The organism is Desulfovibrio sp. ZJ369, from assembly GCF_011039085.1.
Lineage (GTDB): Bacteria > Desulfobacterota > Desulfovibrionia > Desulfovibrionales > Desulfovibrionaceae > Desulfovibrio.
On the sequence record NZ_JAAKEI010000006.1, the window covers coordinates 24,744 to 46,741 of the forward strand.

22 protein-coding genes are annotated in these 21,998 nt (G+C 61.4%); 9 read left to right on the forward strand and 13 right to left on the reverse strand.

The annotated features are described in order from the left end of the window. The first annotated feature begins 54 nt into the window (after positions 1 to 54). Positions 55 to 891, forward strand: a complete 837-nt coding sequence (locus tag G7Y51_RS03205; protein ID WP_241160114.1) for a hypothetical protein — start codon at positions 55 to 57, stop codon at positions 889 to 891. A 99-nt stretch (positions 892 to 990) separates the two neighbouring features. Here the strand turns inward: G7Y51_RS03205 and G7Y51_RS03210 are convergent, their stop codons facing one another. From G7Y51_RS03210 to mqnE, 3 genes are all read right to left on the reverse strand, one after another. Beyond that, positions 991 to 1,830, reverse strand: coding sequence for a menaquinone biosynthesis protein (locus G7Y51_RS03210; RefSeq protein ID WP_165175019.1), 840 nt, complete (start codon positions 1,828 to 1,830; stop codon positions 991 to 993). 153 nt (positions 1,831 to 1,983) lie between these two features. Further along, positions 1,984 to 3,126, reverse strand: a complete 1,143-nt coding sequence (gene mqnC / locus G7Y51_RS03215) for a cyclic dehypoxanthinyl futalosine synthase (protein WP_165174953.1) — start codon at positions 3,124 to 3,126, stop codon at positions 1,984 to 1,986. Continuing rightward, on the reverse strand, positions 3,126 to 4,271 hold the full coding sequence (gene mqnE / locus G7Y51_RS03220) for an aminofutalosine synthase MqnE (RefSeq protein ID WP_165174954.1): 1,146 nt from the start codon (positions 4,269 to 4,271) through the stop codon (positions 3,126 to 3,128). The genes mqnC and mqnE overlap by 1 nt, the downstream gene beginning before the upstream one ends. 463 nt (positions 4,272 to 4,734) lie before the next feature. Here mqnE and G7Y51_RS03225 point away from each other — a divergent pair, with 463 nt between their 5' ends. Then, positions 4,735 to 5,580, forward strand: coding sequence for a 1,4-dihydroxy-6-naphthoate synthase (locus tag G7Y51_RS03225; RefSeq protein WP_165174955.1), 846 nt, complete (start codon positions 4,735 to 4,737; stop codon positions 5,578 to 5,580). A gap of 80 nt (positions 5,581 to 5,660) precedes the next feature. Continuing rightward, entirely contained in the window at positions 5,661 to 7,082 is a 1,422-nt protein-coding gene (locus tag G7Y51_RS03230) for an MATE family efflux transporter (protein ID WP_165174956.1), read from the forward strand. A gap of 52 nt (positions 7,083 to 7,134) precedes the next feature. Here the strand turns inward: G7Y51_RS03230 and G7Y51_RS03235 are convergent, their stop codons facing one another. From G7Y51_RS03235 to G7Y51_RS03260, 6 genes are all read right to left on the reverse strand, one after another. Continuing rightward, complete coding sequence (locus G7Y51_RS03235; RefSeq protein WP_165174957.1) at positions 7,135 to 8,637, reverse strand: histidine kinase; 1,503 nt, start codon at positions 8,635 to 8,637, stop codon at positions 7,135 to 7,137. 71 nt (positions 8,638 to 8,708) lie between these two features. Then, complete coding sequence (locus G7Y51_RS03240) at positions 8,709 to 9,050, reverse strand: hypothetical protein (protein ID WP_165174958.1); 342 nt, start codon at positions 9,048 to 9,050, stop codon at positions 8,709 to 8,711. 40 nt (positions 9,051 to 9,090) lie between these two features. Then, a complete protein-coding gene (locus G7Y51_RS03245; RefSeq protein WP_165174959.1) occupies positions 9,091 to 9,501 on the reverse strand; it encodes a hypothetical protein in 411 nt (136 codons plus the stop codon). Positions 9,502 to 9,820: 319 nt separating this feature from the next. Further along, positions 9,821 to 10,438, reverse strand: a complete 618-nt coding sequence (locus G7Y51_RS03250) for a bifunctional nuclease family protein (RefSeq protein WP_165174960.1) — start codon at positions 10,436 to 10,438, stop codon at positions 9,821 to 9,823. Next, the gene (gene miaB, locus G7Y51_RS03255; protein ID WP_165174961.1) at positions 10,432 to 11,781 is read right to left on the reverse strand and encodes a tRNA (N6-isopentenyl adenosine(37)-C2)-methylthiotransferase MiaB; all 1,350 of its coding nucleotides are present in this window, start codon (positions 11,779 to 11,781) and stop codon (positions 10,432 to 10,434) included. Before miaB ends, G7Y51_RS03250 begins: the two co-directional genes overlap by 7 nt. 5 nt (positions 11,782 to 11,786) lie before the next feature. Then, on the reverse strand, positions 11,787 to 12,161 hold the full coding sequence (locus G7Y51_RS03260) for a hypothetical protein (RefSeq protein ID WP_165174962.1): 375 nt from the start codon (positions 12,159 to 12,161) through the stop codon (positions 11,787 to 11,789). A 267-nt stretch (positions 12,162 to 12,428) separates the two neighbouring features. Between G7Y51_RS03260 and G7Y51_RS03265 the strand changes: the two genes are divergently transcribed. After that, positions 12,429 to 12,995 carry a hypothetical protein gene (locus G7Y51_RS03265; protein ID WP_165174963.1) on the forward strand — a complete coding sequence of 189 codons (567 nt, stop codon included), beginning with the start codon at positions 12,429 to 12,431 and terminating at the stop codon, positions 12,993 to 12,995. On the opposite strand, the gene G7Y51_RS03270 is transcribed toward G7Y51_RS03265, so the two are convergent. Then, positions 12,992 to 13,270, reverse strand: a complete 279-nt coding sequence (locus tag G7Y51_RS03270) for a DUF5334 family protein (RefSeq protein ID WP_165069152.1) — start codon at positions 13,268 to 13,270, stop codon at positions 12,992 to 12,994. The two genes, G7Y51_RS03265 and G7Y51_RS03270, sit on opposite strands and share 4 nt — an antisense overlap. A gap of 65 nt (positions 13,271 to 13,335) precedes the next feature. Here G7Y51_RS03270 and moaA point away from each other — a divergent pair, with 65 nt between their 5' ends. The 4 genes from moaA (at position 13,336) to ruvB (ending at position 16,482) form a co-directional block, all read left to right on the forward strand. Continuing rightward, entirely contained in the window at positions 13,336 to 14,337 is a 1,002-nt protein-coding gene (gene moaA / locus G7Y51_RS03275; protein WP_165174964.1) for a GTP 3',8-cyclase MoaA, read from the forward strand. A gap of 15 nt (positions 14,338 to 14,352) precedes the next feature. Next, entirely contained in the window at positions 14,353 to 14,766 is a 414-nt protein-coding gene (locus G7Y51_RS03280) for an EamA family transporter (RefSeq protein WP_165174965.1), read from the forward strand. 84 nt (positions 14,767 to 14,850) lie between these two features. Further along, positions 14,851 to 15,462 (forward strand): Holliday junction branch migration protein RuvA, encoded by a 612-nt coding sequence (ruvA, locus tag G7Y51_RS03285; protein WP_165069143.1) that lies wholly within the window; start codon positions 14,851 to 14,853, stop codon positions 15,460 to 15,462. Beyond that, a complete protein-coding gene (ruvB, locus tag G7Y51_RS03290; protein WP_241160115.1) occupies positions 15,463 to 16,482 on the forward strand; it encodes a Holliday junction branch migration DNA helicase RuvB in 1,020 nt (339 codons plus the stop codon). Between the two features lie 433 nt (positions 16,483 to 16,915). On the opposite strand, the gene G7Y51_RS03295 is transcribed toward ruvB, so the two are convergent. The 3 genes from G7Y51_RS03295 to G7Y51_RS03305 form a co-directional block, all read right to left on the reverse strand. Then, positions 16,916 to 17,143 carry a hypothetical protein gene (locus tag G7Y51_RS03295; RefSeq protein WP_165174966.1) on the reverse strand — a complete coding sequence of 76 codons (228 nt, stop codon included), beginning with the start codon at positions 17,141 to 17,143 and terminating at the stop codon, positions 16,916 to 16,918. Between the two features lie 320 nt (positions 17,144 to 17,463). Beyond that, positions 17,464 to 17,634: a bacteriocin-type signal sequence gene (locus G7Y51_RS03300; RefSeq protein WP_165174967.1), complete on the reverse strand. Its 171-nt coding sequence runs from the start codon at positions 17,632 to 17,634 to the stop codon at positions 17,464 to 17,466. A 317-nt stretch (positions 17,635 to 17,951) separates the two neighbouring features. Continuing rightward, a complete protein-coding gene (locus tag G7Y51_RS03305; protein ID WP_165174968.1) occupies positions 17,952 to 19,406 on the reverse strand; it encodes a putative sulfate exporter family transporter in 1,455 nt (484 codons plus the stop codon). Positions 19,407 to 20,894: 1,488 nt separating this feature from the next. Here G7Y51_RS03305 and G7Y51_RS03310 point away from each other — a divergent pair. Next, positions 20,895 to 21,938, forward strand: coding sequence for a site-specific integrase (locus G7Y51_RS03310; RefSeq protein ID WP_165174969.1), 1,044 nt, complete (start codon positions 20,895 to 20,897; stop codon positions 21,936 to 21,938). Positions 21,939 to 21,998: the final 60 nt, after the last annotated feature.

Below are 21,998 nucleotides of genomic sequence, written 5' to 3' on the forward strand. Positions count from 1 at the left end.
GAGCGTGAACGATAAATGTCAATGTTACTGAGGTGTACTATGCGCGGAGTAGTGGTGTGTACAGTGCTTCTGGGATTCTTGCTGACAGGCTGCGGCGCGGGCGGCACAGGCCGGGCCGCGGCCAGCAGGGCGGACGCGACAACAACACAGCCTGGAGAAAGCGCACCCGGCGGCGCTGCCAACATTTTCAACCCGTATATGCATGAGCGCCTGCCCAACACGCGCGCGCTTTCGGCCGAAGGCGCGCAGATGCTCAAAAAAATCGGCGGCCGGGAACAACGCATTGAGGGCGAGGCCGCCTTCAGAAAGCATTGGCGGCAGGAAATTTATCCCGTGGTCTTTGGCGACCCCAGGGCCCCGCATGAAATTCTGGCGCTTTTGGATTTTTCCGCGCCGCAAAGTGAAAAAGTCTGGCAGGCCGTCACGCAAGCCGCCAAATCGCTGTCTCCCCAACAGTGCAAAATCGCCGTCTTTGCCAACAGCAAGGAAAATTACGGCACTGACCTGATGGGTCTGGCCATCTGGATTTCCTACTCCCGGCCGGGCCAGGCCATGCCTTATCTGAGCTACGCCCTCTCCCGCTGGAACGCCGTCAAGGCCGAACAGAAGCGCGCCGGGGGCGTGAAACGCTTTACCAATGAGTATGACGCCACGGCCAATGCTTCGGACTTTCCCATCCACTATGCCTATTTTTCCAGACTGCGGCCGCCCGTGCCCGCCCGCGAGGAGTTGGCGGTGGCCAAATACTGTTACAACGCGGGCAATGTGAATTTGTACCAGACCGTGCAGATCTGCCGTTATTACGGCATCAACAGTCTGCCTGCCGTGGTGGTGGACGGCAAACCTCTGGGTACGGTTTCGGCGCAGTCCATTTTGAATGCTCTGAAGTAGAGCGTTTTGCTACTGAAAGTAGCTGAACGCTCTGGCGACAGCGTTAGAGCGGTTTGCTGTTGAAAACGGCAACCGCTCTGGCAACACGCTCTCATCGCGTCACATCCTGAAAAAACGCAGCGGCGGCGGCGCGGGGATCATGCCGGCTGTGGCGAGCTTTTCGTAAAAAAGACGCAAGCCCTGCAATTCCTCCTGCCCCAGACTGTAGACCAGACCGTCGCGGTAATAGGCCAGAAGCTCCTCGCGCGAGAGCGGGCAACCCAGGCCCGTGAGATCAAGGATCAGATCCATGTGTTGCAGGCCCCAATCCCGCGCGCGGCGCAGCAGCGCGCCGGGGTCGGTTTTGAACAGGCCTTGTTCGGCAGCCTCCCTGCTCACCACCCAAAGGCCGAAAATGAAAGGCAGTCCGGTCCAATCCCGCCAGGCTTCGGCCAGATCCAGGCGGTAGGGATAGTCGGGATGGTTGCGCAGGCGCAGGGCTTCGTCGCCGATGGCCAGAAACGCCGTGGGGGGGTTGGCGCCGCGCACTGCGGGCGTGACCGGGCCCGTGGAGAAACGCACGTTGAGCTTGTAGCGGTCGCGCATGAGCAGGCGCAACAGCGCCACGGAGGTATGGGTTTCGCCGCTGATCAGAATGCCGTGCCCGTCCAGTTGCTCAATGGGCAGGCGCGAGAGCAGCAGCACGCTCATGACCGGCCCGCGCGAGCCGATGGAAAGATCTTCCACCAGATAATACCGTTCGGGGCGGCAGGCGTATTCAAAGCAGGAGCACGACGAAACGTGCAGCTCGCCTCGGGCCATCATGTTGTTGAGCAGGGCCGGAGGGCCGGAAACCAACTCAAAATCGTGGGGCAGAATGCCTGCCTCAAGCGGATGATAAATGGGCAGCACATTGAGATAGCCGATGCGGCCCATACGCAGGACCAGTGGAGTGCTCATGCCGAATTTCCGGGGTGGTTGAAGGCTGTCGCAATCGCCGGGCGCGCCCGGCGGAACCGGGGCTTTGCCGTGAGGCCAATCGCGGCACATGCCGCGGTGATAGCCGATGCGGCCCATGCGCAGGGCCAGTGGAGTGCCCATGCCGCTTTGCCCTCAGACTGCGGGCTGCGGCTCCACCGGCGCATAGTTCATGGTGCGCTGCACAGGCGTAAAGCCCGCGGCGCGGATCACTTTGTGAATGTCCGCCCGGCTCATGCTGTAGGACACGCCCGCGGCTGCGACCACGTTTTCCTCAATCATCAGGGAGCCGAAATCGTTGGCGCCGTAAAACAGGGCCAGTTGGGCAATCTCAGGGCCCATGGTCACCCAGGAGGCCTGAATGTTGGGCACGTTGTCCAGCACCAGGCGCGATACGGCCAGAAGCCGCAGGTAGGCCGGAGCGGGCAGAGGAGCGCAATGAATGCGGGTGTGCGCGGGCTGGAAGGTCCAGGGGATGAAGGCCGTGAAGCCGTGGGTGCGATCCTGCACGGCGCGCACGGCAAAGAGGTGATCCAAACGGTGGCCCGGTTCCTCCTCATGGCCGAACATCATGGTCGCCGTGGTGCGCAGGCCCAGTTTATGCGCCTCTTCCATGACCATCAGCCATTGATCCGCGGAACATTTGTTGGGCGAGACGCGCGCGCGCACTTCGTTGTGCAGAATCTCGGCCCCGCCGCCGGGCAGGGAATGCAGGCCCGCATCCTTCAGGCGGCGCAGCACTTCGGGCACGGAAAGGCCGAATTTTTGCGACCAGAAAAATATTTCGGGCGGGGAAAAGGCATGGATATGCAGCCCGGGCCAGTTTTCGCGCAGCCAGCGCAGCAGATCCTCATACCATTCCAGAGGCAAATCCGGGTGATGCCCTCCTTGCAGGAGGATCTGCGTGCCGCCCAGGCGCAGGGTTTCCTCCACTTTGGCGGCCATTTCCTCGCGGCTGATCAGATAGCCGTCCTTATGGCCCGGCGGCCGGAAAAATGCGCAGAAGCGGCAGCCGCAGACGCAGACGTTGGAATAATTGATGTTGCGATCGCCCACATAGGTAACCACGGGTTCGGGATGCAGGCGCAGCCGCAGACCGTGAGCCAGGGCGGCCAGGGTGTGCAGGCTTGCCTGGTAATACAGGGTTTCGGCGGCCGCGCGGTCAAGGCGCGCCGGGGCCGCTGAGCCTGTGTCGCCTATGCGGGCGGCCAGCGCGGCAGCCTCGCGCACGGCGGGGCTTTCTTCAAAAGGGCTGTGGGCAGGGGCAAATGTGGCCATCAGCGCACCTCCGCACTGTTCCGGCCGTCAGAAGGCAGGGTTTCAAAAACCGCGTTGCGTCGCACAGGCTCAAAGCCGGACTCGCTGATCATGCTTTCCAGCTCGTTGATGGTCAGGCCCTGGCTGGACTGAGCCCCGGCCATGTGGCCGATGTGTTCCTCCACAATGGTGCCGTCCAGATCGTCGGCCCCGTACCACAGGGCGGTCTGGGCCAGTTTGGGGCCCAGCATGATCCAGTAGGCCTTGATATGCGGGATGTTGTCCAGCAGCAGGCGGGAGACGGCCACGGTGCGCAGTTGATCCAGCCCGCGCTGCGGGCCGAGACGCTCGTCCGGCAGCTTGAGCCTGCTGTTTTCAGTCAGAAAGGGCAGGGGGATGAAACAGGTGAAGCCGCCGCTCTTATCCTGCTGATCGCGCAGGCGGCACAAATGATCCACGCGCTGGGCCGCGTTTTCCAGGTGGCCGAAAAGCATGGTGCAGTTGGTTTTGATGCCCAGGCCGTGCGCTTCGCCGGAAATGCGCAGCCAGGCCGCGGCGTCGGCCTTGTGCGGGCAGAGCCGCGGGCGCAGCTCCTCGTCGAAAATTTCCGCGCCGCCGCCGGGCAGCATCGTCAGGCCAGCGGCCTTGAGCCGTTGGAGCACTTCCAGGCTGCTGATGCCCTCCAGTCGGGCGAAATGCTCGATTTCCACGGGCGTGAAAGCTTTGATCGGCAATGTGGGGTTAACGGCCCGCACCGCGCGCAGCACGTCCTCGAACCATTCTAGGCGCAAGCCCGGATGGCAGCCGCCCACAATATGCAGTTCGTCCAGGCGCAGGGAGCTTTGATCCGCAGTTTTCAGCCGGGCGAGAATGTCCTCCCTGCTCAGGACGAACGCGCCGGGCTCGTTTGCCGCGTCGCGGCGGAAAGCGCAGAAAACGCAGCCGTTCACGCAGACATTGGTATAGTTGATCTGACGGTTGACCACATAAAAGGCCTTGCGCCCGTGCAGACGGCAGCGCGCATGCAGCGCCAGGGCTCCCACGGCGGTGATGTCCGGGCAGTCGAACAGGGCCAGGCCGTCATCGAAGCTCAGGCGGCGGCCGTCGAGCACTTTTTCATGGATGGACGAAAGGCCCAGATCGGCGTAGTATGCGGCGTCAAGCATGGCAATGTCCTATGCGTCTATGGCGGCCGGAAATGAAGGATATGCGGGGCAATTCTCCGGCAAAACGCGCTCGCGGCTCCGGCCCTGGCGCAAGGCCGCCGCACCGGGCGGCGCCATGCCCGCCGTTACGCGCCGGAGCGAGCGTTTCAAAAACACTATGCTCCAGGACGCGCAGGATGCGCCGGAATCGCCCGCTTCCCGCACGGCAAGTGAACCCGGCTGGAGCATTTTCACTTTGAAAATGCTCTGCTGACGCGAAAGCGGCAGCCGCCGCAACGCGGCGTACATTCAGGCGAAAACCGCGTTTTTCGCCTGAATGCCACCTTTGACTTTCATAAAAAGTCAAAGGTAATCTGCTCTAAGACGTATGGCGCGGCGCGCGCGTTTCGCGGAGCGTGGTTTTTGAAAGAGCGCAGTGGGCAGACTATGCCCGTCCGGCGTCTCCTGTCAATGTGAGGAAACTATGGCTGTCTCTCTGCCCGGTTCATTGTCGCTGGGGCTTTCGCCCTGTCCCAACGATACCTGTATTTTTCATGCCCTGCTGCATGGCCTGATTCCCGCCCCGGCCGCCATTCGGCCGTATCTGGCCGATGTGGAGCGACTCAACTCGCTGGCCCGGCAAAAGAAACTGGATGTGACGAAAATGTCTCTGGGCGCGGCCGCGCAAATCATGGATGACTATGCCCTGCTGGCATCCGGCGCGGCCCTGGGCTGGGGCTGCGGCCCTCTGGTGGTGGCCCGCGAGGCTTTGCCGCCCGAAGCCTGGCGCACGGCACGAGTGGCCGTGCCCGGTCTCCTGACCACGGCCAATCTCCTGCTTACCTTGCACGGCGGCTTTCAGGGACCGAGGCAGGAAATGCTCTTCAGCCAGGTCATGCCCGCGGTGGCGCGCGGCGATGCGGATCTGGGCGTGATCATCCACGAGGGGCGCTTCACCTTTGAGCGCATGGGGCTGGTAAAGCTTCTGGATCTCGGCCAGTGGTGGGAAGGAGCCTTTCATCTGCCCCTGCCCCTGGGAGCCATTGCCGTGCGCCGGGATCTGCCCTTGCAGACGGCGCGCGCCATGCAGGCCGCCATTGCCGACAGCCTGGCCTATGCGCGCGCGCATCCGGAGGCTTGCAAAGACTTTGTGCGCTCCCACGCCCAGGAAATGGAAGACAGCGTGATCAGGGCGCATATTGAAACCTTTGTCACCGATTTCAGCCTGGATCTGGGAGAGGCGGGGCGCAGGGCCATTGAGGCGCTGGTAAGTCGGGCCGCGGCCCTGCTCGGACGCGAGCTGCCCGCGCGGGGCCTTTTTCTGGAGTAAAGGTTCCGCGCCGGTCCATGTTCCCGGCGAGGCCGCCGCAGTCCGATTTGCAAGCCCGACGCCTCGCATCAGGATATTCTATGATCCGATCTTTCTTTTCCTGGGCCGAAGCCCGGCGTTTTTACGCCATTGGCCTGCCCATCTTCATTGCCCAGCTTTCGCAGACCGGCATGAATTTCGCGGATACGGCCATGACCGGCCAGTACAATGCCGAGGACATGGCCGCCGTGGCCGTGGCCGGTTCGGTGTGGGCTCCGGCCGCGCTTCTGGGCATAGGCTGCCTTTTGGCCCTGCCGCCTCTCAGCGCGCAGATGGTGGGCGGGGGGCAGCGCGAGGGCGCTGCGCACCTGCTGCGCCAGGGCCTGTGGCTGACCCTGGGCATGAGCCTTCTGCTGATGACTTTTTTTTACGTCATTTCCTGGCGGCTGGAATCCTTTGGCCTGACGCCGGAGCTGGCCCGTCTGGCCGGGGGATACTTGCGCGCCATGCTCTGGGGCTTGCCGGGCTTTATGTTTTTTGTGAACCAACGCAGCTTTCTGGAGGGCTTTTCGCGCACCCGCCCGGCCATGATCATCGGCATGCTCGGGCTGGCGCTCAATATTCCCTGCAATTATGTGCTGATTTACGGCAAGTGCGGTCTGCCCGCCCTGGGCGCGGTGGGCTGCGGCGTGGCCACGGCCCTTTGCTATTGGTTCATGGCTCTGGCTATGCTCTATTATCTGCGCCGCGACCCGCAGTACCGGGATTTGCGGCCGCTTTTCGCCCCCCTGTTTTTCCGTCGCGGGCTTTCCGGCCGGCGGCTTCAGGAACCGCGTTTTGACGGCGCTCTGGCGCTGCGCGTCCTGCGCATCGGGCTGCCCGGCGCGCTGGCGCTGTTTTTTGAGGTTTCGCTCTTTGCCCTGAGCGCCATTTTGCTGGCTCCCCTGGGCACGGTGATGGTGGCCGGGCATCAGATCGTCATGAACTTCAGCGCCCTGGTTTTCATGATTCCCCTGGCAGTGGGCATGACCGCCACCATCCGGGTGGGGCATTACCTGGGCGCGGGAAAGGTGGCGCGCGCCCGCCTGGCGGCCCGCACGGCCCTGGCGCTCAGCGTGGTTTTTGCCTTGCTCATCGCGCTCTGCGCCATTGTCTTTCGCCACGGCATCGTGCTGATTTACAATGATGATCCCGCCGTTACCGCTCTGGCCATGCATCTTTTGTTCTATGTGGCGGCCTATCAACTGGTGGACGGCCTGCAGATGGCGGGCATCGGCATATTGCGCGGCCACAACGACACCCGGATTATCTCCGCGATCTGCTTTCTTGCCTACTGGGTCATCGGCCTGCCCCTGGGCTATGCCCTGGCGCGCACCGATATATTCGGGCCGCCCCGGGGCGCGGAGGGCTTTTGGATCGCCTACATTTTCGCGCTGGGCTTCGGAGCCGCCTGTTACCTTTGGCGTGTGCGTTTTTTGCACGGGCTGGGCGATGCGGAGGCGCTGGCGCGCGTGCGGCGCTGAAACAGAAGAGACAGGGCAGGGAAGGCCCGGCGGGTGTGCGGGTGCGGCCGGTCTATTTGTCTCTGCGGACAAGCTTCCAGGTGCATTTCATGACCGAGAGCAGTTCGTTGAGCCTCGGTTTGCCGGTGAAGAGCTTACTGGTGGCTTCAGTTTCGCTAAGGGGCTCCACTACAGGCAGGCGGCTTGCGGAATCCCGGACCGATCCGCGGGGTGAAGCCGCAGCGTCTTCGTCCAGAGGCATGAGCGCGGGTCGGTCGCCGTCCTGCGGGCTGACCACGCCGCTGACCGTAACACGGCTTGTGCGCGCCCGGCCCGCCAGAGCGGTCAGCGCCGATGGCGCGCCTGTTTCCGGCGCAGTGCCGCGCGGTTCTGTTTTTTCTTCCCCGGTCGGTTCTTTGGCCTGTTCCGCGCCAGAGTCCGCGCTTTCCTGCGCGGCTCCCTCCTGCATTTCCCTCTGCCGGGCCATGCGGCGGGAAACGCTCCACTGGCGTTCGGCTGCGGCCTCACGCCGTCGGGCCTCCTGCTGCCGGATCAATTCGTCGAGGCACGTCCGGATGTCGCTGCCGAGCCTGTCCCCTTGCGCTCCCAGAGCCCGTCCCAGGCTCCTTTCCAGTTGGCGCAGCATGTGCTCCGGTTCCTCGGAGGTCAGGCAGGTCTGCGCTATTTTGTCGCAGAGCTGGCTTTTTGAGGTGACTTCAAAACCTTGCGCCAGAATTTCGGCGGCCTCGTCGTACAGACCCTGGCGCATGAGCTGCCGGGCTTCAGCCAGAAAGGGGCTTTTAGCGCCGGGATCTTCCTGGAGCACGCGCGCGTGGACGGCGCGGGCGCGACGCCAGTGTCCGGCGCGCACAAAGGTGGCCGCTGCCTGCGCAAGACAGGCGCGGTAGCGCGTCAGATCACCCTTGCCCTTCCAGGCCACGGCCATGCCGAGTTCAGCCTCGCCCTTGATCTGGGCATCGCGCAGGGCCCGCTGAAAAGCGTTGATGGCGTTGTTCCAGCGCTGTTGCTGCAGGTCTTGCATACCCACGCGGAAATAATCTTCCGGCTGGCGCACCGGCTTGAGAAGCAGGCCGTATGTGTCCAGCGCGGCGTCAAAAGCCTTGGTGTCCGTATAGCGCGCGGCTTTCTGCAGTTGCGGGAGGCGTTTTGGGGAGACCTCCAGCACGGCCAGGGTGGCTTTGAGATCCGTCACTGAATAGGGGCGGCCGAGCAGGGCGCTGGCGCCGCAGCCCAGGGTTTTGAGCTGCTCCACTTCGCTGTCGCTGGGCAGAATCAGCAAAACGGGCATGGCCAGCAGGCGGGGGTGCAGCCGCAAAATGGCGCAGAACCGCTCGCCGTCCATATCCTCCAGCTTTTGGGCGCAGACGATCACATCGGGCTGAAGGCCGCCGGGGTTGGGGGCCAGGCCCGCCAGAATCCGCGCGGCTGCTATGCCTGAAGTCATGACCTGGATCTGGGTCACGCCCACTTCACGCAGGGCGCGCCGATCAAGAGCGGCAAGCGATTCGCTTTCGCTGAGCAGCAGGACGCTTGGCAAGCTGGGCTGAAGGGTCATGAGCTGCGCTTCCTTACGGAAAAAGCCGCAGCACTGGAGCATAGTGCTTGTGAAACGCTCGCTCCGGCGCTTCACGGCGCAAGTACATTTCCTCTGCTGTCGTCATCCGCAAGGCGGCACAGCCGCCAACGGCTGACGCGCGCGGGCATGGCTTCGCCCTGCCAGAGCGTTGCGCTGATTTCATGAGCAAAACGCTCTGCGGGTTGTTTCCAAATTGAGGAGTTTTGCCCTTGCAGCAAGGAAAGCAGGCTTTTTGCGAAAGGAGTGTACTCCCAATGGTACTCGACTGGAGCAAAAAACGCAGCCTGACAAAGGTGGAAGGCAAAAGAACCAATTGAGAAACAGCCCCTGGGGCGATCCGCCGGACGCTGCGGCTTTCTTTTTTCACATACTATAATGCCTGTTACGGACATCAGCAAGTGCGGACGTTGCCGCCCGGCGTGGAAGGGGGAGCTATTTGGCAAAGGGCAGGATTCGCGCCTGGCGCAGAGCCAGCCCGGAATCCGCGTGGCCGCCGGAATCGCGCGGGCTTCCGGCATAGCTTGAATCGCAATACGGGCAGCGCAATTGGCTGCCGGTTTTTTCCAGCCGGATCAGGGCGCCTTCGCTCTCATAGCAGTGGGTGCAGAACGGGCCCTGTTTGGCCCCGGCGGTCTTGAGCCAGTAAAAGCCGTTCTCCGCATAAAGATTTCGGGAAAGATAGAAGATATCTTCAAAGGTCTGAAGGCGGACTTTAAGCATGCTCATTTCGTCGCGCAACGCAATGCAACGGGATTGCAGCTCCATGAGCAGACGACGCGCTCTTTCCGGCTGGCCCGAGGCAAAGAGATCGTTAATTTCTTTAAAGCGTCTATAGTCGAGCATGGTTTTTTCCATCCGTGTTATGTCCAGCCTATCGGAATGCCCGGGCAAACCTTTAGGGCATATATAAACAACTGTAGTAAAATCGAAAAAAAATAATTAGTGATTATAATAGGTTAAAAATGAAAAAAATTCTAGAAAACTCCTGGAGTCTTTTCTTGTGATCGGCACGGCTTTCCACGGCAGCCGACGCGGCAAAGTTTATGAGTCGGCAGGAAATTTTTTGAGGGGGAGAAGAGAAAGCATACCGGGAGGAAGTGCCGCCTTTGACTTTCATAAAAAGTCAAAGATAATCTGCTCTGGAGGCCGCAAGGGCGTGGCCTTACATCTTGCGGCGGGAAATGGGATCCAGGGAGCGCAGCAGCTCACGGAAGCGCTCTTCCTCCTCGCGCGCGTTGCCCTGCGGCAAAACACCTTCACGGGTCAGGACGCCGCTCAGCCGCTCAACTTCTTTTTGCGCGTCGGCCTTGCGCATCATATCCGTGGCCGCATCCGCGGCAGGGATCGGCAGCGCCTTGTCCGATATGCGGCGGCTGACCCTGTCCTGAGCCTCGGCCGAGCGGCGCAACACGTCCTCATTGACCAGAATGCGGGCCTTGGCGCGCAAAGCCAGCGCAATGGCGTCCGAAGGGCGGCAGTCCACGCGGACAACGCCTTCAGGGCCGTTCAAAATCAGCAGGGCGTAATATACGCCGTCTTTGAGCTCGGTAATCTCCACGCGCGGCAATTCGGTTTTGAGAGCCTTGATGCTCATCAGCAGCAAATCGTGCGTCAGGGGGCGGGGAAGATTCTCATTGTTCAGCACCAGGGAAACGGTCATGGCTTCCATGGCCCCTACCCAGATGGGCAGCAGCGTATCGCCGCCGTTCTCACCCAGGATGACAATGGGCGTTTTGGTCTGGGGATCAATGGTCAGGCCCAGCACGCGCATCTCTACCATAACGCACCGGTCCGTCGGGCTGTAAGGCTGTGTTTTTTGGCTTCCATGATCCGTACAGGGACCATGCGCCCGGTATGATCCTCGCCTGCGGGCAAGGTTACATGCACGGGCACGCCATAGGGGTCGCGCCCTTGCCAGCTCGGTTCCGCGCCCAGCCCCTGCCTGCGGCTCGGCCCTTCGATGAGCAGGCTTGTTTCCCGGCCTGTGCGGGCCTCCAGCCAGCGGCGGCTCAGCTTTTCCTGGAGTTCCTGGAGGCGCAGAAGGCGCTCCTGCTGGACCTCAGGCGGAATTTTGTCCGGGAAAAGCGCGGCCCGCGCTCCGGGCCGATCCGAGTAGCAAAAGGAAAAGCTGGACATGAAGCCGCAGGACTCCATCATTTCCAGGGTGGCCTCAAAGTCCTTCTCGGTCTCGCCGGGAAAGCCCACGATCAAATCCGTGGAAAGCGCAAGATCCGGCCTGGCCGCGCGCAGGCAAGCCACCAGATCCAGAAAATCGCGCCTGTTGTACTTGCGGCGCATACGTTCCAGCACAGTGTCGGAACCGGACTGCAACGGCAGATGCAGGCGCGGGCAGAGCGGGGCAAGCTCGGCAAAGGCCGCCACATCATCCGGCCCCATATCCTTGGGGTGCGGCGTGACGTAGCGCAGGCGCGCGAGGCCGGGCAGGGCCGCCACGCGCGAAAGCAATGCCGCAAAGCTCACGCCGTCGCCGCTTTTGTCGCGGCCGAAGGCGTTGACGTTCTGCCCCAGAAGGGTAATTTCCCGCGCGCCGCGATCCAGCACGGCGAGGCATTCCTCCAGTATGGCCGGTGTGGCCCGGGATTTCTGGCGGCCCCGGGTAAAAGGCACAATGCAGTAGGTGCAGAAATTGTCGCAGCCCTGCATGATATTGATATAGGCCACAGGCTCTGCGGCGTGCCGGGGACCGGCCTCGCGCTCCACATAGCTGCTCGTGAAGTCCAGCAGGGAAAGGCGCAGCCCCGGCTCGGCCAGAAGGCGCTCAATGGCTGCGGGCGCGCCGGCGATGCCGTCGCTGCCGGCCACAAGACGCACCTGGCCCGCGCCTTCAAAAAGCTTCCCGCCCAGTTGTTGCGCCACGCAGCCGGTCACTGCCACCAGCACGCCGGGATTGCCGCCCGTGACCTGACGAACACGGCCCAGGGCGCTGATGACTTTTTGCTCCGGCTTTTCCCGCACCGAGCAGGTGTTGAGCACCACCACCTGAGCCTGCTCCAGGGGCGCTTCCTGGAAACCGCGCCCTGTGAGAGCGCGCGCGAGCCATTGCGAGTCATGCACGTTCATCTGGCAGCCGAAGGTGAGGATGTGGAAGCTTTTTTCAAGCATGGCGCTTATTGCTCAATGCCCGAATCGGCCTCGTAGAGGCCGGGCTCGCCTTCTTCTTCCAAAGCCGCCACACGGTCTTCCAGCCATTCCAGCACGGCGCGCGCGGTATGGTAGTTAAGCAGCACCCGGGAATGGATATGGCGGGTGACTTCGCGCCGCTCATCGTCTTCCGGCGTGATTTCATGCCCGATGGAGCCGTCCGGGGCGACCAGCCGTTCGGAATAGGGAGGCAAGGCGTCGCTTTCGTGATAAAAGTTCATTTCAATTTCGCCCTGGGGATTGATCCCGCCCCAGACGCCGTGGGCCGTATTCAGCCGGGCTTCCGGCGCCATCTGGTAATTATAGCGGATTTTCGCCGGATGGGCGTTGCTTTTGCTCATGTGCGTTCCTTGTGGAGATGGACAAAATACATAGAGGCAGAGTACAATAAAGAATAGAAAGCGCCAAGTAAAGCCGGGCAGGGCTGAGGCAGCTTATGCGGCAGCCCTGGCCGCGGCGTCAAGGGCCTTGACGATGGCGGCCCCCTGGTTACAATAGCAAAAAGGCGCTTTTGCCGTTGCGTGAATTTCAGCCGGGCGGTTTGCAGATGCCGGGCGTGTTTGCCACAGGCGGGACATGCAAGGTCAACTGCCCCTCAAGGAGAGCATGTGAGCCAGACAAGCATTGAGGAACATCATATCCGGCCATATTTCGACATGGAAGCCTTTATGATCATGAGCCGGGAAACGCGCTTGGGCGGCGCCGCCCTGGAGCGCCTTGTGGAGCTGTGGGGGCAATGGCTGGACCGGTTGAAAGTCTGTGAGGTGAAGGCGGGCAAAATTTCGTATCTGGCCGTCTGGCTGCCGGAATCCGTGGAAGACTTCGTGGATGAAGCCTGGGGCAAATCCCCGTCCGAGGGCTATCTGGTCAACAATCTGGCCCAGTTTTTGTGCATGTCCGCTGTTCAGGAGCTCTTGCCGCAGGTGGAGGATGCGGGTTGCGCGCCTTCGCCGCGCCCCACCGAAGCCCTGCGGGAAGCCCTGGCCGGTCTGGGCCTGCCCTACCGGGAAAATTCCCCCACGCTCAGCCGCCGCTATGCCGTGGTGACTCACTATCCCTTCCGGGGAGGGTGCGAGATCTGCCATATGCAGGCCCACTGCCCCAAGGGGCAGGGGCAGGCAGAGAGCGCGGGCGTGATTCTGCCCGGCTACGAGCGGGAAGAGGGGCAGAGCTAGCGGCCTTCCATGACCAGCGTCCGCCGGACGCCCCTGGGCGTGCGCACAACCACTTCCACTGTGCGGGCGTTGCGGGTGACGCTTTCCACAAGGCATGTTTCGCTGATGTCGTTGTCATAGTTGCGCACGTCCACGGTGTCGCCCTGGGCGGGCATTTTGTCGGGCGTGATCTCCACAAGGTCGGTGGTGGCGGCGTCGAAACCGTCCCAGGCCAGAACCGTCAGCGGCAGAACAAGGCAGCCTGCGACGGCCACCCAAAGCAGCAGGTGTTTCATGCAGGCAGATGTAAATCCATTTTGGCTTCTTGGCAACAGGGGGCGCACGAGCAGGGGCGGGGCTTTTGGCGCGCGCCCTGCTTGACGGCCACGGCCGCACGGTGCGCTATCTGCGTCTTTCCGTGACGGATCGCTGCAATTTGCGCTGCCTGTATTGCCGCAGCAATGTGATGCAGCGTTGCATCCCCCACTCCCAGATCTTGCGCTATGAGGAAATAACGCGCATGGTGGGCATTGCGGCCTCTCTGGGCGTGCGCAAGGTGCGGCTTACCGGTGGGGAGCCTTTTGCGCGCAAGGGCTGCGATGGTTTTCTGGTCATGCTGCATGAGCGCTTTCCGGATCTTGATGTGCGCATCACCACCAACGGCACTCTGCTTGCGCCGTACATTCCCCTGCTGCGCCATGTGCGGGTAGGCGCCGTGAATCTTTCGCTGGACAGCTTTGATCGCGCCACCTTTGCCCGCGTCACCGGCCGGGATCTGCTGCCCCAGGTGCTGGCCGCGCTGGATGCCTTGCTGGCCGCGGGCATTCGGGTTAAAATAAACGTGGTGGCCATGCGCGGGGTCAACGACGGGCAGATGGATGATTTTGTGCATGCGGCCCGGAACATGCCCCTGGATCTGCGTTTCATCGAGTTCATGCCTATGGGCAGCGCCACCCCCTGGAGCGTGGAAAATTTCTGGTCCACGGCGGACATTCAGGCCGAGGCGGAGCGCCGCGCGCGCCTGATCCCCGTTACAGCCGATGCCGCGGAATCCGGCCCGGCCCGCATGTACAGGATTGCGGGCGGCCTGGGGCGGCTGGGCTTTATTTCGCCTTTGACCAACCATTTCTGCCTCTCCTGCAACCGCCTGCGCCTGACCAGCGACGGGGCTTTGCGCACCTGCCTGTTTGCGGATAAGGAATACCGCCTGCGCGGACTCCTGCGCCAACCCCGTATCACGGACGAAACCATCGTCCGCGTCATCCGCAGGGCCTGTGCCGACAAGCCCGTGGGCGCGGAGCTGCTGCGCGCGCGGCGCGGCGCGGCCGTGGCCGTGAAGCAGATGGTGGGCATCGGCGGCTGACCGCGTGAGGATGTCATGTGGAAGGTCTATGCGTTGCTGGCGGCCTTGTTTGCCGCCCTGACGGCCATTTTTTCCAAAATGGGCGTCAAGGATGTGGACTCCAACCTGGCCACGGCCGTGAGGGTGACCTTCATCCTGGCGCTGACCTGGGGAATAGTGATTTTTACCGGAGTCGCCGGGCGCGTCAAAGAGCTGAGCGGGCATACGCTGCTCTTTCTCTTTCTTTCCGCCGTGGCCACGGGTCTGTCCTGGTTGTTCTACTTCAAGGCCCTGCAACTGGGCGAGGTTTCCAGGGTCGCGCCCATCGACAAGCTGAGCGTGCCCCTGGCCATGATTCTGGCGGCCCTCCTGCTGCATGAGCCGTTGGGCCTGAAGGCCGTGGCCGGAGGCCTGCTGATCACGCTCGGTTCTCTGCTCTTGCTGCTCTGAGCGGGGGAACCCGGCGACCGCAACGGCGTATTCTTTTGAAAAACCACATGGCGGGCCGCGCCCGCTCCTGCACAACGAGTTGCTATGATCGCCTATCTTGAAGGCCGTCTGGCCGAAACCTGGGGCAATGCCTGCCTGATCCTGACTGCGGGCGGCGTGGGCTATGAAGTGGCCGTGCCCACGCATACGCTTGCCGCGCTGCCCGGCAAGGGCGAGCCGGTGGCGCTCTTCACCAGCCTTGCGGTGCGCGAGGACGCGCTGGAGCTTTTCGGCTTCGCGACCTTTGAGGAGCGCCAGACCTTTGAAGTGCTGGTGTCCATTTCCAAGGTGGGCGCGCGCACGGCCCTGGCCATCCTCTCCATTTACCGGCCTGAGGATTTGCGCCGCCTGGTGCTGGAAGAGGATGTGCTCTCCCTGACCCGCGTTTCGGGCATCGGCAAAAAAACGGCCCAGCATATTTTTCTGGAACTGAAATACAAACTCAAGGTGGACGACGGGCCGCAGACGGCTGTGCTGGCCGCCGCGGGCCGTCCGGGTTCCGTGTACCGGGATGTTCTTGCCGGTCTTGCCAATCTTGGCTATGCCGAGGAGGAATGCGCGCCCGTAGTGAAAAAGATACTGCATGCGGAACCGGATCTGGATGTGACCGGCGCGCTCAGGGCCGCGCTCAAGGCGCTGGCCAGGGGGAGAGCCTAAATGGCGGAATTTGAGGATAACGTGCCCTTCGCGCCGTCCGGGCAGGGGTACGGCCGCGATCCGGCCGTTACGCTGGACGAAAGCGTCCGCCCCCGCAGCCTGGATGATTTCATCGGCCAGGACGAGCTGCGCGCCAATCTGCGCGTCTACCTGGGCGCGGCCAGGGAGCGCGGCAAAGCTCTTGATCATACGCTGTTTTACGGCAACCCCGGCCTGGGCAAGACGACTCTGGCCCAAATCATGGCCGCGGAACTGGGCGTCAACCTGATCTGCACCTCTGGCCCGGTGCTGGAGCGCAGCGGGGATCTGGCGGCCATCCTGACCAATCTCGGCCGGAACGACATTCTTTTTGTGGATGAAATCCACCGCATGCCCATTGCGGTGGAGGAAGTGCTCTATCCGGCCATGGAGGATTTCAAGCTGGATCTGGTCATCGGCCAGGGCCCGGCTGCGCGCACGGTCAAAATTGATCTGGAGCCCTTCACCCTGGTGGGGGCCACCACGCGCATGGGCCTGATTTCTTCTCCTCTGCGCGATCGCTTCGGCATTGTGGCCCGCCTGGAATATTACACCCCCGGCGATCTGGCCCGCGTGGTGCAACGCACGGCGCGCATTCTGGGGGTGGAAGTCACGCCGGAGGGCGCGGAGGAGATTGGCCGCCGTTCGCGCGGCACGCCGCGCATTGCCAATCGGCTCCTGCGCCGGGTGCGGGATTTTGCCCTGGTCCGGGGCAACGGAAGAGTCACCTTTGAGGAGGCCGCGGCCGCGCTCAAGCGCATGGACGTGGACGAGAACGGCCTGGACCAGATGGACCGCAAGCTTCTGGAAGTGCTGATCACGCACTATGACGGCGGCCCGGTGGGCATCAAGACCCTGGCCGTGGCCTGCTCGGAGGAAGTGCGGACCATAGAGGATATTTATGAGCCCTATCTGATCCAATGCGGTTTTTTGAAGCGCACCCCGCGCGGCCGCATGGCCACCGCCAAGGCCTACAAACATTTGAAGCCGCTGCTCTCCTGATGTCCGCTCCCCGCCGCGTCAGGAAAAAAGGGCTGATCCGTCGCTATGCCGGTCCGGGCGTGGACTCCTTTCTCATGGCTTCGCCCTGCCAGAGCGTTTCGCTAGAGCATTTTGCTTTTGAAATTATTCAATTTCAAAAGCGGCGCTGCCATCATTTCGCCTGAAAAGCGTGGTTTTCAGGCTCATTCGGCGCGGGCGTCCGCTCCCGCGGCCGCCAGAGCGGTTGCTGTTTTCAACAGCAAACCGCTCTAATTTCATTAGCAAAACGCTCTGGCAGAGATACCGGCAGCAACGAAAAGCGCGTTTTCCGGCGGAAGGACGTTTTGCAAGCCACAGGCTGCAAAGCCACTCTGCCCCCCCAGGGCAGCAGAGCCGCAGCAGCCGGCCGCTTCAGCTCGGTGAACGTACTTTCACGTTCCGCATGCGTTCAGGTTCAGGCTTCGTATTCCTCCAGGGGCACGGCTTCCCAGGCCTCAAAATCATAGAGGCTTATGCCGGGGTTGTGGGCGCAGGCCGAAGCATGATCATAGGTTTCCACCACAGGCCACGCGGTTACACGGCCCAGCGCCTCCTGAAAAGAGGCTGCTTCAATGATCTGCTGCCTGCTGATTGTAAGGTTTTCATTGGGGCCTGCGATATAATGCACGCGGTACTTGCGCATCAGTCTTCCTTTTTCTGAAGCTGCGGCCGCACGGCCCGGAATGCAGCCGGAGCGCGGCCGGATAAAGAACGGGAGCGCATCGTGGGATGCGCTCCCGTTGCGTCAGGGCATTCTTAGGGTTATTGCCTTTGAAGCGCTCGCTCCGGCGCTTAGAGGGTTTAGCTACGTTCATTAGCAAAACGCTCTAAAGGGCAGAGCTCTTTCTTCACCCGTGGGCCGCCTTGGGCCGCGCCTTTCATTCAAGCCGGGTATCCGAAGAATACGCTTCTTTTTCGAGAGGCCCGTTTAGCTTGCCCGGACTTCAGGAGCGTTGCCGGTTCTCAGACATGGGCCCCAGGAATAAGCTGGCTGACCAGCCACAAGACGACCAGCAGGCCCACGCCCAGCCCCCAGCTCCAATGGATAAGCTTCATTTCGGTCTTATCCAGGGGCTCATATTCCATTTTTTGCACTTCTTCGTGAAACTTCACTTCTTTGCTGTCTTCAGACATGTCCAACTCCTTGCGAAGGAAAGATGATTACAATGTTGCGTGCTGACCCGCTAGAGCATTTTGCTTTTGAAATTATTCAATTTCAAAAGCGGCGCTGCCATCATTTCGCCTGAAAAGCGTGGTTTTCAGGCTCATTGCTTCAGCCGTTGCGACGAAGGAAGCTACGGATGAAGACAGCAACTGGTTACTGCGACAGCCAGCCAACGCAACCGCTGTCGCTATCCGTAAGCAAGCAAAGCTTGCTAACGGCTACCGCCGGCGCGGGCGTCCGCTCCCGCGGCCGCCAGAGCGGTTGCTGTTTTCAACAGCAAACCGCTCTAGCCCACCGGCGTAACCAGCGGCGGGGTCAGGCCGTGGAAGAAGGCCCAGGAGATGAACAGGCCGACCCAGATGATGAAGCCGAAAAGGCAGACCACATACACCACGGCCAATTTGCCGATGCCTTCTTCCATCAGCTTGCGGAAATTGGAAACCATGCCAATGCTGAAGAAGGTCAGCAGGAAGAAAATGGTGCGGAAGCCGTTGATCGTGCTGGAAACGCCCTTGCCGAGCTTCTGGAGTTCGGGAGACTGCACGCAGATCAGCAGCAGAATGAGAAAGGTGACCAGATAGCCGATGACAAAGCGCGGGAAGCGGGCCCAGACATCGGACCAGCCCATGGTCTGCTCGCCGTTCCTGGTCTTTTCAAACTTTGTGGTCCAGATCCAGGCCAGAACCAGCGACCAGACGCCGATGAAAATATCAATGAAGATTTTCACCGTGGTGGTGACCATCAGGATCCAGCCGGGCTGGTAGTTGATGCCCTGGGACGCGGCCTTGACCAGGATGAGGGAGTCGGTGATGGCGCCGCTGGCAATGGCCCCGCCGTCGGACTTGACCGCCAGGCCCATCCAGCCGCCGGCGACCATGGGTTGTGAAGTGAGGAAGTATTGCGCGATAAACGGCAGAATGAGCATTTCAATGCAGGTGAAAACCACCACCAGCGAGGAAACCATGATCGGCACCACGGGCCGGGCGCGGATGGCCGCGCCGGTGGCAATGGCCGCGGACACGCCGCAGATGGAAATGCCAGAGGCCAGCGGGGCAGCCCATTCTTTGTTGAATTTGAAGTACTTGCGGGCCACATAATACACCACGGCCCAGTAGAGCAGATAGGCTTCCACAATGGCGCAGAGACCCCGGAAAAGGATGTGCCCGGCAAAACCGGCGGCGCCGGCGGCCTTCACGCCCAGCTCGGCACCCATGATCACGATGGCGATTTTGACGAAGAGTTCCGGCCGGCAGGCGTCGCGCAGACTGTCGGCCACGCCGGGCAGAAAGTTACTGATCAGAATGCCCGCAATCAGGGCGATGATCAGGCCCGCCTCCGTGCTCAGGCCCAGGGACCAGGGGATGTCGATCTTGCCGATGGGCGCGATCTGGGTGGGATTGGCCGCAATGTAGGCATTGGCGCCGATGGCGTAGCAGATGAAGGCAATAAAGAAGATCACGGTAAAGGAGCCGATAAATCGCCCCACATTGCCGCCCAGCATTTTTATGCCCCAGGACAGAAGAAGGGTAATCGCCGCCCAGGTCAGCAGAGCGGAAGCGTAGCCCGGCAGCAGGCCCTTTGTGGCTGAGGACCAGGCATTGAGCGGATTGCCCACCCACAGTCCGGTTTTGACCACCCAGCCCAGTAAATCAATGTTGCCCAGTTTGAACAGGGCCAAGATGAAGATAAGCCCCCCGAGTACGAGAGCCACCTTATCTTCGTTCATCCTTGGTTCGGCCATAATGTTCCTCCTTTACGGAACACAGTTAGGGTGAATTCATCCGCTTTCTGCGGCGGAAGCCTCCCTCTGTGGATGTCCGGCGCGAGCCGGCAATCGACCTCGTCAGACATGACAGCCGGGACAGTGGACACGTTGCGCAATCCCTTACGCCAGGGCGCGCTGCGGTAGAAAGGCGGGCTCCCTGTGAAGGGGTTGAGACGGGGCTATCAAAGGCGCTGTACCGTGTCAATGCGTCGCGAAACCCAGGAAAGACGCCGTCTCCAGGGGATTGAACCGGGACGGGGCCCCGGCATGATCCATGTATCGGAACGCATTGAAAGGAGGCAATTTCCCTTGCCGTGATCGGCAGCCGCCATTTTTTGATTGAACATATCCATTTTCAATCAAAAGCTGCGCTACTGCTATAACGCTATGGAATAGTTGGTAGAAAAATATTTTACGTATTTTCCTACCAACTATATTACCAACATTCTTTCTGGCTTTCAGAGGATTCTATCGCCCTTCATCAGCCAACCTCCCCATGCCGGGCGGGTCGCCTCTTGGCATTTTCATTTCCCATACACTTGCCATACCTTCTGGACCGACTTCCAGCGACTGATTCATTTTTTTGCAGAGCACCTTGCCTGGTCTCCGGAGCTCAAGCCAAGACACGCATTCGGGCACGCCGGACATACTGGCGTCGTCCTCTTGCGACGAATAATCCATCCCTGTGGGAAATGGCAATCTCACATATTCCACGGAGATTGCACTTTCTCCCCATACAGTCACTGTCACCGCCAGCCTGGCCTTCGGATGCCCCCGCTGTCACGCTCACCCTGCCGACCATTCTGTGAGCCAAATACAGATCGGACGGCTGCCGCATGATGCCCAGACTTTCGCCGCATACCGCTTTCCCGTGAGCGGGATGTTTGCCCGATATCGCTGACATACCTATCCGCGACGCGTCGGATGCGATCCAGTTTCCCGCCAGATACGCACCTGCAACGATCCCGATATCCGTATCATGCGTCTCCGTTTTCGCACGGATACCTGTTCATTTGTCCGGCATTATCCCGGAAGGCCAGCTTACCTTTCGTATAGACGCTTCGCGTCATACTTCACGGCTGGCAAGAGGCGCTGCCCCTTTGAACCCCGGAAAGGCAAAAGGCAGGGAGAGCGGTGACACGCCCAGTCGCCATCTTGTATGCCCTATGCCCGGATTATCCAAGGCAGACACAGCCCGCCCCAGGCGCTACGCGGCGCTCCCGCCATGCCCCACGCGCCTATCGACAGTATAAAGGGCCGATAAAAATTCACCTCGCCAAATCATGTCAAGCAAAAATTTGCTGTGCCTGCGCTCTCCCGTTGGACGTATGCGGATTGCCCTGGTCATAGCCTCATCTTCAAATAAGGAGTCGCTTGAAAAAGCCATGATACGCTGTGCGGAACCCGCCTTGCCCAACAGAAAAAGTTGTTGGATCAAGACGGCAAACGCAAGGAGGATACCGCATGGCTCGTCATCGCTTGTCAGACCCCTTGGCACAGCAACCGCCCGTCCAGGCAGGGCGACGTGATGCGCCCATCAGCCTTGATGCCTTTGTCGCAAACGTCTATCTGCCGCACGTCACGATCCGCAAGCGGAGCTGGCGCGTGGATGAGCGCATTGCGCGGCAGCATCTTTCCCCGGTATTCGGCGACAGGCGACTTGCCAGCATCCAACGCCACGAAGTGGAAGACTGGCTGCACGGCCTGTCTGTTCAGGGGCTGGCCCCGGCCACCTGCAACCGCATTCTGGCGGTCTTCAAGACCATCTGTTCTCTGGCGAAAATGCGCGGCGTTCTGCCCGCCGGACAATCCCCGTGCGCGGGCGTGTCTTCCTTCAAAATCCACATGTTGCGGGAACGCTATCTCACGCGGGAGGAAGCGCAGCACCTCATGCGGGCGCTGGAAAAAAGCGTGCGCCCGGAAGCCCTTGCCATCCGCCTGCTTTTGCTGACCGGCGCGCGCAAGAGCGAAATCCTCAAGGCCCGCTGGGAAAACGTCCGCCTGGATTTGCGGCTGCTCATCGTGCCGCTGTCCAAGTCCGGCAGGCCGCGCCATATCCTGTTGTCCGACGCCGCAGTGGCGGTTCTTCGCGCCATACCGCGCACGCCCGGCAATCCGTGGCTCTTCCCCGGCCATGCTCCGGGCAAGCCGCTTTCCGATCTCTATCTGTTCTGGAACAAGCTCCGGCGGGAATTGGGGCTTGCGGATGTGCGCATCCACGATTTGCGGCACACGTTCGCCAGTTTTCTCGTGAATGCCGGTCATTCGCTGTACGAGGCGCAAAAGATGCTGGGGCACCGCGATCCCCGAACGACCATGCGCTATGCCCACCTGGGGCAGGCGTCACTGCTGGCGGCAGCGGAAACCGTGAGCGGATTTTTCACTCTGCCAGCACGCGCCGACAGAAACTTTTTCCCGTCGCCCGTCTGGAGCCCCCCCTTGGAGAGGTGCACGCCGATCATATCTGGAATGGGAGGGACACGGGACGGCGTATCCCATAGAAGATAGCGGGTTTTCACAAAAAGGAGGGGTAGAGACTTTTCTGACCGACGCTGGAGGCCTTCGGAC